The organism is Azospirillum sp. TSH100, assembly GCF_004923295.1.
Lineage (GTDB): Bacteria > Pseudomonadota > Alphaproteobacteria > Azospirillales > Azospirillaceae > Azospirillum.
In genome coordinates, this window is the sequence record NZ_CP039637.1 from 415443 (window position 1) to 430593 (window position 15151).

Consider the following 15151-nt stretch of genomic DNA (forward strand, 5'->3'; position numbering starts at 1 on the left):
TTCTCAAATTCGATGATCGGAAGCTTGGACTTTGCTGCGGCGCAACCAAGATCTGTATTCAGATTATAAAAATCGCGGTTTGCGTGGTGGTGGACGCCAGGTGGGGCCAAAATCGGTATCCCTCCTGTAGAGTGCTCTACGAAATCTGACTGTCTGGGCGCGTATCTCCGGATTTTTCAAAGTATTTTCAGGATCCGTGGCATCAATAAAATGCATATCCACGTATGATCCATGATAATAGAAGCTTTTATTTTCGGTACAAATTCGGTTTACCAATTCTTTGGAGTTAGCAACTAGCTTCCAAAGCACTTCCTTGCAGCGGTTGTGTGTCTGGAGCTAACAATGCAACCAAATTCGGTCGCACGTCCGCGCGTGACTCTGCCAATTCTGACAATATTCAGCCTTGTTTTGTTTTCTTGTCTGATTTACGCAAAATTTTACGGAAACGTAGGGTCGGAAGCAAAGCTTTCTGCCGCAGAAGTTGTGTCGAGTGCAGCGCTCGACCATGTGGCGCTGCTGGCAGCCTTGATTTCGGTGCTGTCGGTGGCCGCGGGCCTGCTGTGGCCTGCCGCCCTGCGTGTGGCCGGCGCCACGCCATTGCGGGCGCTGGCAATGGTGGGTGCGGCGATGCTGGCCTTCAGCGCGGCAGCCCTGCCGCGGCTTGCGGGGCTGTTGCAGGTCGAGGCCGTGCATGGCTTCCTCTATGATGCGGCCGTGCTGCTGGTCGTCTGCCTGCTCCTGGCGTTCGAAGGGGTGCTCCTGCTTGCCGCTTGGCCGCGCGGAGGGCGAGGAGGGGCTTCAGAGCCGGCATCGGCGGTGGCCAGTATGCGCACCGCCCTGTTCCTCTTCATGCTGGCAGAGGAACTGTCGCGATCCTTCCTGCCACTCTACACGCGCGACCTCTACACACCCGTTTCCGGCCTGTCGGAGACCCTGATGATGGGGTTGCCGATCGGGCTGTTCATGTTCCTGGTCGCCGTCTTCACGCCCTTTGCCGGCGCCTGGGCCAACCGGTTCGGCAGCCGCCGCACGCTGCTGCTCGGCACCTTGCCGGCGGTGGCGGGGTTTGCCGGAACGGCAATGGCCGGTTCGCTGGCTGAACTGCTGTTGTGGCGCGGTGCCTGCGCGCTCGGCTATGCGGTGATGTTCATCGGCGCCCAGGGCTTTGTCGCCCGCCACACCGCGGCGGACCGGCGTGCGCGCGGCATGGCGCAATTCGTCGCCGCGGTGATCGTCGCCGGCCTGTGCGGCGCACCGTTGGGCGGCATCCTCGCCGATCAGTTCGGCTACCGTGCCACCTTCGTGGTCTCGGCGCTGCTGGCGCTGGCGGCCACCGCGACGGTGACGCTTCTTCCGGCCGACCGGGTGGAGCGTGTGCGGCGGCGGCCCTTCCGCGTCGGCGATGCGGCCGCATTGCTCGCCAATCCCCGATTCCTGGCGCTGCTGCTGTTTTCCTCGGTGCCGACGAAGCTGATGCTGACCGGATACCTCTTCTATCTCGTCCCGGTCTCCCTCCATGCGGCCGGCGAGACCCCCGCCGGGATCGGCCGGTTGATGATGACCTATGGGCTGATCATCGTTCTGCTCGGCCCCGGGGTGTCGAAGATGGCCGACCGGTCCGGCCGCCATGCCCTGTTCGCCGGGCTGGGCGGGCTGATCGGCGGAGCCGGCGCCCTGGCGATCCTGCAGGAACAGGGTGTCACCGGGGTCCTGATCGGCATCGCGGCGCTCGGCATCGCTCATGCCCTCAACAACGCCACCCAGCTGGCCCTGGTGCCGGAGGTCTGCCGCGCCGACTGTGCCCGCATGGGCGAGTCCAGCGTCTTCGCAATCTACCGCCTGCTGGAGCGCGGAGGTTCGGTGATCGGCCCGCTGCTGGCCGCGGCGCTCGCCGACCGTTTCGGGATCCAGGCCGCGCTGGTGGCGCTCGGTGTGCTCGGCATGCTGTGTGGCACGGCCTTCTGCGCCGTCTTCCTGCTGACCCCTTCAACCGCCCCGACGGCGGGGGAGGCCGCAAGATGATCCGTCCGGCTGCTCCGCCTGCATCCTTCGGTATTCCAAACCACGACCGCCTTACTTCCATCGACCCCACACCCATCGATCACGGAGGCTTCGACGCCCATGCCTGACCAGATGCTCGTGGAGCCCACTCGGACCATGCCCGTCCCCTCCCTTGCCGGAGAGTCTCTTCCCGCCTATGGCCGTCATGACCGCGCCATGGAAGCGTTGTGCGCAACGCTTGACGCGCTCGGCGTCAAATCAGCCGAGGATATGAGCTGGAAGAAATACGAAACGATCATGCGGGTGATCGAGCCGCTGGTCGGCGCCGGCCACAGGCTGCGCCATTTCGACTATACCCACAGCGCCGCGTTGCAGCCCGGCACGGTGGATCGGCTGCGCAACGACTACACGATCCGCTTGGCTTACACGGAGTGGGGCAGCTCGCGGAAGCCGGCGCTGCTGTGCCTTGGCGGCATCGCCAATTCGGCCCGACGCTTCGACTATGTCGCCCGCGCGCTGTCGCATCACTACCATGTGCTGTGCCTCGACTGGGCGGGGCGCGGGCGCAGCGGCTGGCTGGCGGACCAGTCCGATTACAGCTTCGAGGGCAACGTTGCCCAGGTCCTGGCGCTGATTCGGCACAAGCAACTGGGTCCGGTTACGCTGCTGGGTTCCTCGCTTGGCGGCAGTGTCGCGATGCGGGTGGCTGCGGAGGCGCCGGAACTGGTTGAGCGCCTGATCCTGAACGACATCGGCCCCTTCATCCCGACCGAACGCCGCCGCCGCCGTGCCGAATCCGTTGCCCGCCATTATGTTTTCCGCCATCCGGCCCAGCTGTTCCACCGCACCGGGGCGGCCCAGAAGAATGACGGGCCGGTGGACGACACCGTCCTCCTGCACAACAGCTTCCACCAGACCCGCTGGTCGGAGGAGAATGGCGGCCGGGTCTACCGCCACGACATCCGCGCGCTGCAATGCTACCGCGACGGTGCCGCCCAGGACCATGACCAGTGGGACGACTGGCAGCGCATCGACTGCCCGGTGCTGCTGGTGCACGGCATGATGAGTGATGCCCTGCAGGACGCGACCATCGCCCGGATGATGGACAAATCGGCCTTGAGCGTCCTGCACGTGCCGGATGTCGGACATACGCCGACATTGAGCGATCCGTTGCACATCGACGCCTTGGCCCGCTGGATGTCAGTGCCTCACGCCCTTCCGGTGGAAAGCACCATCGGCTGGACCACGGATGCCGTCCGCATCCTGTTCCGCTGAGGGATCGGCGATGACCGACTGCTTCCATTTCGTCCGGCATGGCGAGACCGAGGACAACCGGCGCGGCGTCCGCTGCGGCGGCGACCGCGACGTGCCGCTGACCGATCGTGGGGTCGAACAGGCAAGGCTGGAGGCGGAGCGCTTTCGCCGCTCAGGCCAGACCTGCGACCTGGTGATCACCGGTCCGTTGCAGCGCACCGCCACGACGGGGGCCATGTTCGCCGAGACGCTGAACCTGCAGCTTCTCCGGCGTGACTGGCTGCGGGAGCGCGGCCTGGGTGAATGGAATGGTCTGCCGATCGACCTGACCCGTCCCTGGTTCGCTGCCGGAGAGACGCCGCCGGGCGGGGAAAGCGAAGATGCCTTTGCCGCCCGCGTCCTGGAGGGTATCCACGAACTTGCCAATGGGCCCGCTGGCCTGCTGGCCCGCCGGCCGCTGCTGGTCGGCAGCAAGGGAATCGGCCGTATCCTGCTGCACCGCCTCGCCGGCCAGCCGGGTGTGGAGCTGGGGAATTGCACGGTCGTGACCTTCACCCGCCTGTCCGCTCAGCTGGGCGGGCCTGGATGGTGGCGGTGCGACCCGCCGGAAGACCCGCAGATGGCGAACGCCGGGGCCTGACCTTCGAGCCGGTCTGATGATCAATCGAAAATCGATGCGTGGATGCCGCGCGATGCCGCGTGGATCAGGAGTGAGGAGAGGGGCGATGAAGCTCAAGATTGGTACGCGGCTTATGCTGCTGGTGTTCGGCGTGGCGCTGCTCAGCACGCTGGCCGGGGCGACAGTCCACCTGACGGGGACGCGCGCGAACCTGATCGAGCAGCGCAAGGCCAAGGTCAAGGAGATGGTCGATGCCGCAGCCTCCGTCGTCGCGCTGTATGGCGAGCAGGAGAAATCCGGCAAGCTGCCGCGCGCCGAAGCGCAGGAGCGTGCCCGCGACGCCGTTCGCGCCATGCGTTACGGCAACGGCGAGTATTTCTTCGTCTATGACTATGCGGGTGTCAGTCTGGTGCACGGTCTGCGTCCGCAGGTCGAGGGCAAGAACCTGCTGAATCTGAAGGATCCCGACGGCGTCTCCTTCAACGTCCTGATGACTGAGGCGGCCAAGTCCGGCGGCGGTTTCGTCGCCTTCCGTCACAAGCGCAGCGACGATGCCGAGCCGACCCCGAAGATCGCCTATGCCACCGGCTACCAGCCCTGGCAGTGGATGATCGGCACCGGCGTCTACACCGACGACGTCGATGCGGATTTCCGCGCCCGCGCCTGGCGCGAGCTTGAGGTCTCGCTGCTGCTGCTGGCGATCAGCGTCGGCATCGGTATCTGGGTGTCCCGCGGGATGTCGCGTCCGCTGCTGGCGATCCGTGATGTGCTCAGCCGCATCGGTGGCGGCGACCTGACCGTCGCGGTGCCCCATGCCGGCCGTCCCGACGAGATCGGCGACATGGCCCGCGCCGTCGCCGGCCTCGCCACCACCCTGCAGGAGGCCCGCGACGAGAGCCAGCGCGCCGAGCTGGAGCGTGCCGCCCGCGACCTCCAGCGCGAACGCCTGTCGATCCGCGCCGCTGAGTTCGCCCGCGCGATGGACGAGGTCGTGGCGACGCTCAGCACCACCACCGTGGCCCTGAACGAGCGTACCGCGGCCCTGACCAACGACGCCGCCAGCACCACCGACGAGGCGCGTGCCGCCGCCGGAGCGGCGCAGGGCGCCTCCGACAGCGTCGAGTCCGCCGCCCAGGCCAGCGAGGAACTGCGCGGTTCCATCGCCGCGATCAGCCGTCAGGTCGAAAGCGCCGCCCAGACCGCGTCCCGCGCGGTGACGGAAACCGCCAACACCACCGGCATCGTCACCGGCCTCGCGTCGGCCGCCGAGCAGATCGGTGCGGTGGTGGAACTGATCAACTCCATTGCCGGCCAGACCAATCTGCTGGCACTGAACGCCACCATCGAGGCGGCGCGCGCCGGCGAGGCCGGCAAGGGCTTCGCCGTCGTGGCGAGCGAGGTGAAGAGCCTTGCCACCCAGACGGCGAAGGCGACGGAGGACATCCAGTCGCAGGTGGGCGCGATCCGCGGGGCGACCGCGAACGCCATCGGCGCCATCGAAAGCATCGCCAGCCTGATCACGAACCTCAGCGCACTGAACGGTGAGGTAGCATCTGCCGTACAGCAGCAGGAGGCGGCGACCCACCAGATCTTCGCCAACGCCCGCACTGCCGCCGACAACTCCCGCCGCGTCACCAGCAGCGTCGGTTCGCTGTCCTCGACCATGACGACCACCAGCGAACGGATGCGTCTGGTCTCCACCAGCGTGGAGAGCGTTTCACAGCAGTCGGAGCGCTTGAAGGACGAGGTCCAGCGTTTCGTGTCGGAGGTCAATGCAGCCTGATCGGCTGATCTGATCGGGCGGCGGCAGGGGGCGGGGCTCCAGCGGTTCATGCCGCCGGTGATCCGCCCCCGTGCTTTTTTGGGGTCTCTATTCAGCCCTTGCCCCGCTCGGGGATCCGCAACCAAATAGGGGCCGTTGAACGGGAAGGCACACGATGACAGAGACCCCACAGGATCCCTTCGCCGCGGCGGCGTCCTTCAATGCCGGCGTCTATGGCACCGGACAGCGGCCGGTGCGGGCGGACCGGCTGACGGAGGCGACGCGGCGCCTGCTTCAGGCCGCCGGCAGCGAGGCGGAGGAAGCCGCCGTGGTCGCCGACCATCTGGTCGAAGCGAACCTGCGTGGCCATGACAGCCACGGCGTCGGCATGCTGGCGATGTATATGCCGGCGATCGCCGCCGGCCTGCTTCACCCCAACCAGCATGCCGCCGTGATCGGCCGGTCCGGCCCCTTCCTGGCGGTTGGAGGCGGCAGCGGCTATGGACAGGTCATCGCACGGGAGGCGATGGACCTCGCCATCGAACAGGCGCAGCAGGACGGGCTGGCGGCGCTGTCCCTGCGCGACAGCCACCATATCGGCCGGGTCGGATCCTATGGTGAGCAGTGCAGCGATGCCGGACTGGTCGCGCTGGCCTTCGTCAATGTCGTCACCCGTCCGTCGGTGGCACCGCATGATGGCACCCGGCCGCGACTGGGCACCAACCCGATCTGCATCGCGGTTCCGGCCACACAGTCCACGCCTGCGCTGATCCTCGATTTCGCCACCAGCGCCGTCGCCGTCGGCAAATGCCGCGTCGCCATGGGCAAAGGGCAGGAGATGGCACCGGGCCTGCTGCTCGATCCGCAGGGACAGCCCACGCGGGATCCCGGCGTGATGTTCCAGGATCCGTCGGGTGCCCTGCTGCCGCTGGGAGGGTACCTGGGTGGGCACAAGGGATTCGGGCTGGCCCTGATGTGCGATGTGCTGGCCGGCGCGCTGGCATCGGCGATGCCGGGGACGCCAGCGCATCAGAATTCCGGGCGTGTCATGAACAACATGTTCGCCATCGTCTTCGACCCGGCGCGTGGCGGAAACACCCAATGGGCGGCGAACCTCGACGATCTGGTCGCCTATCTCCGCGACACGCCCACGGCACCGGGGGCCGAGGCCATCCAGATGCCGGGCGAGCCGGAAACCCGCACCCGCCGTCGGCGTCTGGCCGACGGCATTCCACTGGACGGCGCAACGCTGGCGATGCTGGACAGCCTGGGCCGTGAGCGTGGGCTGGAACTTGGTGAACTGCTGGGTTGAAAGCCTTTCGTCAGCCCAGCAACCTCAGCGTCGCCTCGTCGGGACGGCCATCGCAATAGCGATCCAACGCCTTGCGGTAGAGATCGCCCGCCTCCCCCGCCGTTTCAGCGAAAAGGGTCATGGAGGAGCGGAACTTCAGGTCGTCGGGCGAGCCGAGGATCTCATGGAGCGTCCGCCCCTGCACGGTCAGCAGGGCTTCCGTCGCCTGGACCAGACGGGGGGCCAGGATCGGGTGCGCCAGATAGGCCCGAGCCTCGTCCAGGGAGGTGATGCCGTAGAACTGCGCGGTGGGGGAGCGGCCCAACGCGCGCAGCTGTGGGAAAATGAACCACATCCAATGGCTGCATTTTCGCCCAGCGCGCAATTCTTCGAGCACCGTGGCGAAGACCGGATTCTGCGCAGTGACGAAGCGCTGGAGGTCGAAAGGATCGCAGTTCGGCATGGCATCGCTCCTCATCCCTGGTCTTGCTCGACAGATCGGTTGGATGGCGATGCTTCGGAACGGCTTTATGCCTCGTCGTGCGGGTCAGCCGCCATCGATCTCCACCCGCATGCGGACGAGGTCACGGTTCCAGGTGATCCGGCATTTGTCCAGGTTCAGCCGGGTCATGTAGACGTAGGCCGAATTGCCGACATCCTCGAAATTGCGGCTCTGGCTGGCGGGGTCGAGAAGGGCAGGGTAGTCGAAGGCCGCCGCGTCGCCGCAGCCGTAGCGGAACAGCAGCGGGGTGGTCCACAAAAGCTCCGGCTTCGACCAACTCACCAGATCACGCGACGTGGTGGTCCAGATGCCGGTGCGGCCGTCGCGGGTCATCGCCAGCGTGGCGATGAACAGGCCGCTGGCGCGGTGGCGGACGACGCTGCGCACGGTGCCTTGCAGGATGTCGGGGGCGACCGGCGCGCAGACATGAGCGTTTGGCGGGTCGCCGGCACCGGCTTCGTGGACGAAGCGCACCGAATAGGATTTGCCGTCCCAGCCGCGCCAGGATTGCGGATCGGCGAGGTTGTCGGTCTGCATCAGGCAGGCGCCGCGCTGCTGCGCTCCGAACCGTTCGGCCCAAAGGAAGGCGTACCAGTGGCCGCCGTTGCGGACGATGTTGCTGGGTGCGAAATAGCCGGTGCGCTGGCCGACATCGCCGCCATAGGGGTAGGGCAGCGTCGCGACGCTGTGGTTGGGCGGGGCGGCGCTCAGTCGGAAGCTCGCTCCGCCGTCGCTGGAAACCGCTGAGGTGATGCTGTTGCGCCAGCAGCGCATGTATTCGCCGGACGGGCAGAGCGCCCGGCGCTTCTGACCATGGAACTCGTTGCTGACCAGGGCGAAGACCGTGCTGCCGTCCGGCGTGTAGAAGGATGAGATCCAACTGCGGTCGTCGTTCAGCCGCGGATCGTCCCGGCCGTGGCCCTGGAAAATCACCCGGCAATTCGGCCGAACGGCGTCCAGCGACGGGCCGGTCAACGCCCGCGCGGTGGAATGCGAGGCGATCAGATGCACCGTGCCATTTGCATCGCGGAAGGCGCGCGCCGGCGTGTCCGGCGCATCGCTCTCGGTGCAGGCGTCACGCTGCCAGGAGGTCACCGTCTCGGGCTCCCCCGACGTCCTGATCGTCAGCGCCTGGGTGGGAGCGGCCACCATGCCCACGGCCAGCGCGAGGGCTGCGGTCCGGCAGAGCATGGCAGCCTCCACTTGACCCGTCACTTGCCGTTCGCGATGGACTTCAGGAAGGCCGCCGGCTGGAGCCGGTTGGCGACCAGGAAGTCCAGGTAATGGGCTGCCGACTCCGCACGATGGCGGTCGTAGGCGTCGGGATCGAATCTGATCAGCGACTTCAGGCGGTTGCGGGTCAGCGGCATCGTCAGGTCGGCGGCATCGGCATAAGGCACGCCGGTGTTCTCGCACAGCTCGCGGGTGCGGGAATCGATTGTTACAGTCAGGCCCATCCGCTCCGCCTGGATCGCCAGCGCGACGCCGTGATAGCGGCAACCGATGGTCAAATCCTGCTGGCGCAGAGTGTCCATCCAGGCCGGCACGTCATAATAGGAGCGCATATGGTTGCGGCACCAGGCCTTGAACTCCTCGAAGGAGTAATGCGGCACGGTGTGGCGGTGGATTTCCTTCAGCGCATGCGGGTCGATGCTGTCGAACAGCCCGCGCGAGGCGCGGATCATCTCGCCCATCGACTGGACGACATACTGGCCGGGCGCGATCGGGTCCATCATCAGCGCGATCAGCTGGTGTTCGATCTCGCGTGTCTTCACCCAGGCCTGATGGCCGCCGGCCACCGTGATCGAGCGTGGCAAGTCGAGCGCCGACCAGTTGGCATGGATCTTCCGGCCCAGGCCCGGCGCCTGATTGAGGAAATGCGACGGGCAGCCGCCGGGCAGCGAGCCGGTGATCCCCAGTTTGTCCAGCTGTGCCGTGGTGAAAGCGCCACGGGTGTAGATGTTGGACGAACTGGACGAAGACGGGTTCGATGCCGCGATCACTTGTGCCCAGCGTAGCGTGCCGGGGCTGAGTTCGATGTCGTGGTCGTAGCTGTTCGCCTGGGCGCCGAGACCGATGGCGACGATGGGTAGGCCGGATTTTTCCAGATTTTCCGCCATCTGGCCATAATCGGTGTGGCGGCCCAACTGGTTGGCGCAGGGGATGACGATGATGTCGGCGTTGTTCCGCAGCGTTTCGGCCGAGGAACCCCAGCTGAAATGCTTCACCGGATTGGTGATGTGGCTGCAGATCGAATGCACGAAGGCGAGGTTGCCGTTGTTGTGCCCGATCCCGTTGTAGAGGTCGTCAAAGGCGGCGTTTGAATAGAGGCCGAGATTCGGTGTTTTCCACAGCACCGCGACACGCAGAGGCTGGGACGGTGCACAGCCGGATGCCTGTCCGGAAGAGTGCGGCCGGTCGACAGGATTATCGATGGCGATGTCTTCAAGCATGTCGGCTCTAGCCTCGGGTCGGTGGATGCTGGAAACATGACAAGGCTAAGCGCAGAAGAGGTGAGGTTGCAAGTGACATCCGAAAAATAGCACGGATTACTTTTTGAAGGACGGTGTTTAGATTTTCTATATGTTTTCATTATTGTATTTTTTCTTTGAGGTGTGTGCCGATATCCGAGCAACCATCTTATGAATGTCGTTTGAATTTCGAGGAATGTTCGGTGATTGAACGGGGGTTGAAAGCCGCCGCTGGTCGTCCTATCTGGTAAACCGTTCCCGATGATCGACGCGGGAGCCATGCGTCAGCCAGGGTGCCAGGAAATTATCCTGGGCTCCCCTTTAATGCGTTCTGAAAATTACTATATAGAGTCCGTTGCGCCTCTGGTGGACCGCCCCGATAGACTGGTTTCCGACCATATGACCATGCCGCTTCCACCGGTTCGGCCGCGCTGATCGCGCGGTCCTGCCGTTCCTCTCCAGCCCTGTGGCGTGCCGGCTGCTGTGACCTCCTTCCCCGGTTGCGGCGCTGCCCGCAGGGTTGGAGAGGACCCTGCCTCCACTTCGTTTCTGCACCGGGGCCGGTGCGCGCCGTCCGGCAGCGTCGAATGCCGGCAACGCAAAGAACCAAGAACCGACCGTCAACAGGACCGACCCGAACAGCGCCGGGGCTTTGCCCACGGCGCCGTTCCCGTCGGTTGGGAGAAAAAGAGACACCATGCAGCGAAATGCTGAAACCCGCAGGACCGAGACTACCCGTACCGCCCAAACCCGTGCCGTCGCACCCCGCACCGCCGAACCGATGCAGCTCTATTTGCAGGACGCCCGCAAGTACCAGTATCTGACGCCGGAACAGGAGCATGAACTGGCCGTCCGCTGGCACGAGCATCAGGACCCGGCCGCCCTCGACAAGTTGGTCGGCAGCCATCTGCGGCTCGTCGTCAAGATGGCGCGCGGCTATCTCGGTTATGGCCTGCCGTTGGCCGATCTGGTGGCGGAGGGCAACGTCGGCGTGATGCAGGCGGCGCAGAAGTTCGACCCCGGGAAGGGCTTCCGCTTCGCCACCTACGCCTCCTGGTGGGTGCGTGCGGCGATCCAGGAATATGTCCTGCATAACTGGTCGCTGGTGAAGATCGGCACCACTGCCGGACAGAAGAAGCTGTTCTTCAGCCTGCGCCGCCTGAAGGCACGGATGCAGGAGCTGGAGAGCGGCGATCTGTCGCCGGAGGCGGTGGAGAGCATCGCCACAGAACTGAACGTGTCGAAGGCCGAGGTGGTGGAGATGAACCGCCGGCTGGGCAACGACCGTTCGCTGAATGTCGGCCTGTCGGAGGATGGCGACGCCGAGTGGCAGGATCTGCTGGCCGATGACCGGCCGGACCAGGAGACGACGCTTGCCGACTCCGAAGAGCGGCGCCGGCGTCAGCAATTCCTGAAGCTGGGGCTTGGCGTGCTTGACGACCGCGAGCGCCGGATCCTGGTTGCCCGCCGTCTGCGCGACGAGCCGCTGACGCTGGAGGAGCTGAGCCAGACCTTCCACGTCTCGCGTGAGCGTGTGCGCCAGCTGGAGGTGCGTGCCTTTGAAAAGCTCCAGAAGGCAGTGATCGCCACCGCCAAGACGGAACAGATGACGGTGGAAAAGAACCGCCTGCTGGCAGATGCCTGATCGGGCGGGGCAAAGCGTGATGTTGAAAGGGCGCGGGTTTCAAAAGCAGCGCCTTTTTCCGTGCCGACGCTCACTCGCCTTCGAATGACACCACCCGCATGTCGCGTCCGGCAAGCAGGCTGCGGTCATGACCGCCGCAGGCCGGACAAGGTGAAATCAGAGTTGCCGGAGCGTAGTCGGTGCCGCAGGCGATGCAGTGAGCCTTCAGCGCGATGTGGTTGATGCACAGAACTGCCGAGGCGGCCGGGGTTCCCTCGGTCACCAGGGGGAAGCAGAACAGCAGAGCGTCGGGATCGACGGCGGATGCGGCGCCGATGTCGATTGTCACGCGGGTGACCCGCGTCACCCCCTCCCGCGCCGCACAGTCCGTGACCAGGGAGACGATGCTTTCGCACAGCGACAGTTCGTGCATCGGAATTCCCCGAACTTGTCTTCAGTCAATCGTTTCAAGTCTTCACCACAATTGACCATGGTGCGTTGATGTAAATCATATCGGCGCATGCAAGGCGGTGATAAGAAGGTTGTGTCTGCTTCAAGGATTGTAAGACCCGCCTTCCAGACAAAGTCTCCAGACGGGCCCTATGTCTTTCTGATCATAACGGGCCGGAATGATGAACAACAAAACGGCACGCCGCCTCCTCTTGAGCAATCTCCGCGCCTGCGGATCGCCTTCCGTCGTCGCCAGCTGCCATCCGCCTTGAGGGCGCCCCGGTTCCCGACGGACCGGGCCAGTCCCCCGGCCGGTCCTGCGCGGGGTCCGACAGCCATCCCGTCCTTCTTTCCTCCACGCCCGGCGACTCTTCGCCGTTCCGGCGAAGACGCCCGCTGTGCGCGTCTTTCTTGAGGGATCGCGGGACGATCCGGGGGTTCGCCCAGGGCCGGGCGCGCGAGAACAGCTGCGGGATTCAAGCCGCGGCCAGCAATGGCGATCGTGCCCGGCATGAAGGAGGTCATCGACCATGAGCATGATGCTGATGATCCATCCGGACAAATGCACCGGATGCCGTAACTGTGAACTGGCCTGCTCCATGGAGCATGAGGGGAACTTCCGTCCGAAAGCCTCCCGAATCCATGTCTATACGTGGGAACGCGAAGGCTTCTCCGTTCCCATGATGTGCCAGCAGTGCAAGGACGCCGCCTGCGTCACCGTCTGCATGCCCAAGGCGATGCACCGCAACCCGGAGAATGGGCAGGTGGAACTGGACGCCGACAAATGCATCGGCTGCAAGATGTGCGTCCAGGCCTGCCCGTTCGGCTGTGCGTCGTGGGATTTCCTGGGGTCGCAGATCCTGAAATGCGACACCTGCGACGGTGCGCCGTCTTGTGCGGCGATCTGCCCCACCCATGCGCTTGAATGGGTCGAGGACACCGTCTCGGCGCAGGCGCGCAAGCGCTCCTTCGCCGCCAAGCTCAAGAACGCCTTCGCGGAGGTCTGATCATGCATGGCTGGATTGGCAAGATCCTTCGGGTCGACCTCGGCACCGGCAAGGTCTCGACCGAAGCACTGAAACCAGAACTGGCGCGCGACTATATCGGCGCCCGCGGGCTGGGTACGAAATACATGTATGACGAGGTCGATCCTACAGTCGATCCGCTGTCGCCGGCGAACAAGCTGATCTTCGCCTCCGGGCCGATGACCGGCACCTTCGCACCGTCGGCCGGTCGCTATGACGTCGTCACCAAGGGGCCGTTGACCGGCACCATCGCCGCCTCCAATTCCGGCGGCGCCTGGGGGCCGGAGCTGAAATATGCCGGCTACGACATGCTGATCCTGGAGGGGCGTGCGGAAAAGCCCGTCTATCTGTGGATCCAGGATGACAAGGTGGAGATCCGCGACGCCGCCCATCTGTGGGGCAAGGACGTGCCGGAAACCACCGAGGCCCTGAACGCCGAGACGGCGGCCGACGCCAAGATCGCCTGCATCGGCCCGGCGGGCGAGGCGATGTCCTACATCGCCGCCATCATGAACGACATGCAGCGCGCCGCCGGCCGCACCGGCGTCGGTGCGGTTATGGGATCGAAGAACCTGAAGGCGGTGGTGGTGCGCGGCACCGGCGCTGTCACGGTGGCCGACAAGGAATCCTTCCTGGGAGCCGTCGCCAAGGCCAGCACCATGATCAAGGAGCATCCGGTCGGCGGTACGGGCCTCCGGCTCTATGGCACCAACGTGCTGGTGAACATCCTGAACTCGGTCGGTGGCCTGCCGACGGCGAATTTCCAGGACGGCCATTTCGAGACCGCAGACAAGGTGGGTGGCGAGACTCTGGCCGCCAACCAGTTGCAACGGCCGAAGGGCTGCTTCTCCTGCATCATCTCCTGCGGTCGGGCGACCAAGGTCAGCAACCCCAAATACAAGGGCGAGGGAGAGGGGCCGGAATATGAAACCGCCTGGGGATTCGGTCCGGATTGCCGGATCGATAATCTGGATGCGGTGATCAAGGCCAACTATTACTGCAACGAATACGGCCTCGACACGATCTCGATGGGTGGCACCGTTGCCTGCGCCATGGAGCTGTATCATCGCGGCATCATCACCAAGGAGGATACCGAAGGGCTGGAATTGGACTTCGGCAATGCCGACGCGATGGTCGAGGCGGTGCGGCTGACCGGGCTGGGACAGGGCTTCGGCAAGAAGCTGGCGCTGGGGTCCTACCGGCTGGCGAGCCTCTACGGCCATCCGGAGCTGTCGATGACCGTCAAGAAGCAGGAAATGCCGGCCTATGATCCGCGCGCGGTGCAGGGCATCGGGCTGGCCTATGCCACCAACAACCGGGGTGGCTGCCATGTCCGCGGCTACACCATCAGCCCGGAGGTTCTGGGCGTGCCGGTGAAGCTCGACAAGGACAGCATCGACGGCAAGGCCGAACTGGTGGCGCTGTTCCAGAACCTGACGGCGGCGCTGGATTCGACCGGTTCCTGTCTGTTCACCACCTTCGGCATCGGCGCACCCGAATTCGCCGAGCTGATGACCGCGCTGACCGGCTTCGTCTACACCGGCGATAGCTTCCTCGAGGCGGGCGAGCGGGTCTGGAACCTGGAGCGGCTGTGGAACCTGAAGGCCGGGCTGACCGCGGCCGACGACACCCTGCCGCCGCGCCTGCTGAAAGAGCCGATCGTGACCGGTCCATCGAAGGGAGCGGTCAGCCGTCTTCCGGAAATGCTGCCGCTCTATTACGGCGCTCGCGGCTGGGATGCCGACGGCGTCCCCACCAAGGAAAAGCTGAGCGCGCTGGAACTGGCCTGATCCTGTCCCGGCCGCCGCCGCTGCGTATTGCGGCGGCCGCGGCCGGGGCGGCAGTGCCGGCGGAAAGGCAGCTGTCCCATGAAAGTGTCCTATTTCGCGCTTCTGCGCGACGCCACCAGGAAGCGTAGCGAGATTTGGGAGCGGCCGGCCTCAACCGTCCGCGACCTGCTGCGCGATCTGGCCGCCGAATACGGCCCTAACTTCGCCCGCTGGATTCTGAAGGACGGTGAACTGGCCGGCTTCGCCATCATCCTGGTCAACGGGCATGACGTGCGCGGCCTCCAGGGGCTTGACACCCCGTTGACCCCGGAATCCGACGTTTTCATCTTTCCGCCGCTGGCTGGCGGCTGAGAAAGGGGCGA

General features: G+C 65.2%; 13 protein-coding genes. 9 read left to right on the forward strand and 4 right to left on the reverse strand.

Translation table 11 applies throughout. The annotated features are described in order from the left end of the window. Positions 1–483: 483 nt before the first annotated feature. The 5 genes from E6C72_RS23415 (at position 484) to E6C72_RS23435 (ending at position 6948) form a co-directional block, all read left to right on the forward strand. Positions 484–2022 (forward strand): MFS transporter, encoded by a 1539-nt coding sequence (locus tag E6C72_RS23415; protein WP_247875480.1) that lies wholly within the window; start codon positions 484–486, stop codon positions 2020–2022. A gap of 135 nt (positions 2023–2157) precedes the next feature. Beyond that, the gene (locus E6C72_RS23420) at positions 2158–3276 is read left to right on the forward strand and encodes an alpha/beta fold hydrolase (protein ID WP_247875479.1); all 1119 of its coding nucleotides are present in this window, start codon (positions 2158–2160) and stop codon (positions 3274–3276) included. Between the two features lie 10 nt (positions 3277–3286). Next, positions 3287–3895: a histidine phosphatase family protein gene (locus E6C72_RS23425; RefSeq protein ID WP_109084228.1), complete on the forward strand. Its 609-nt coding sequence runs from the start codon at positions 3287–3289 to the stop codon at positions 3893–3895. Positions 3896–3980: 85 nt separating this feature from the next. After that, the gene (locus tag E6C72_RS23430) at positions 3981–5657 is read left to right on the forward strand and encodes a methyl-accepting chemotaxis protein (RefSeq protein ID WP_109084227.1); all 1677 of its coding nucleotides are present in this window, start codon (positions 3981–3983) and stop codon (positions 5655–5657) included. Positions 5658–5811: 154 nt separating this feature from the next. Then, a complete protein-coding gene (locus E6C72_RS23435) occupies positions 5812–6948 on the forward strand; it encodes a malate/lactate/ureidoglycolate dehydrogenase (protein WP_109084226.1) in 1137 nt (378 codons plus the stop codon). Between the two features lie 10 nt (positions 6949–6958). Here the strand turns inward: E6C72_RS23435 and E6C72_RS23440 are convergent, their stop codons facing one another. From E6C72_RS23440 to E6C72_RS23450, 3 genes are all read right to left on the reverse strand, one after another. Continuing rightward, on the reverse strand, positions 6959–7390 hold the full coding sequence (locus E6C72_RS23440) for a DUF1810 domain-containing protein (RefSeq protein WP_109084225.1): 432 nt from the start codon (positions 7388–7390) through the stop codon (positions 6959–6961). Between the two features lie 84 nt (positions 7391–7474). Continuing rightward, entirely contained in the window at positions 7475–8620 is a 1146-nt protein-coding gene (locus E6C72_RS23445; RefSeq protein ID WP_109084224.1) for a hypothetical protein, read from the reverse strand. A gap of 20 nt (positions 8621–8640) precedes the next feature. Next, a complete protein-coding gene (locus E6C72_RS23450) occupies positions 8641–9882 on the reverse strand; it encodes a polysaccharide pyruvyl transferase family protein (RefSeq protein ID WP_109084223.1) in 1242 nt (413 codons plus the stop codon). A gap of 715 nt (positions 9883–10597) precedes the next feature. Between E6C72_RS23450 and rpoH the strand changes: the two genes are divergently transcribed. After that, entirely contained in the window at positions 10598–11545 is a 948-nt protein-coding gene (gene rpoH / locus E6C72_RS23455; protein WP_109084222.1) for an RNA polymerase sigma factor RpoH, read from the forward strand. A 70-nt stretch (positions 11546–11615) separates the two neighbouring features. Here the strand turns inward: rpoH and hypA are convergent, their stop codons facing one another. Continuing rightward, complete coding sequence (gene hypA / locus E6C72_RS23460) at positions 11616–11957, reverse strand: hydrogenase maturation nickel metallochaperone HypA (protein WP_109084221.1); 342 nt, start codon at positions 11955–11957, stop codon at positions 11616–11618. A 547-nt stretch (positions 11958–12504) separates the two neighbouring features. Here hypA and E6C72_RS23465 point away from each other — a divergent pair. From E6C72_RS23465 to E6C72_RS23475, 3 genes are all read left to right on the forward strand, one after another. After that, positions 12505–12981: a 4Fe-4S dicluster domain-containing protein gene (locus E6C72_RS23465; protein WP_109084220.1), complete on the forward strand. Its 477-nt coding sequence runs from the start codon at positions 12505–12507 to the stop codon at positions 12979–12981. A 2-nt stretch (positions 12982–12983) separates the two neighbouring features. Then, positions 12984–14789: an aldehyde ferredoxin oxidoreductase family protein gene (locus E6C72_RS23470; RefSeq protein WP_109084219.1), complete on the forward strand. Its 1806-nt coding sequence runs from the start codon at positions 12984–12986 to the stop codon at positions 14787–14789. Positions 14790–14867: 78 nt separating this feature from the next. Further along, positions 14868–15140: a MoaD/ThiS family protein gene (locus tag E6C72_RS23475; protein ID WP_109084218.1), complete on the forward strand. Its 273-nt coding sequence runs from the start codon at positions 14868–14870 to the stop codon at positions 15138–15140. The last annotated feature ends 11 nt before the right edge of the window (positions 15141–15151 follow it).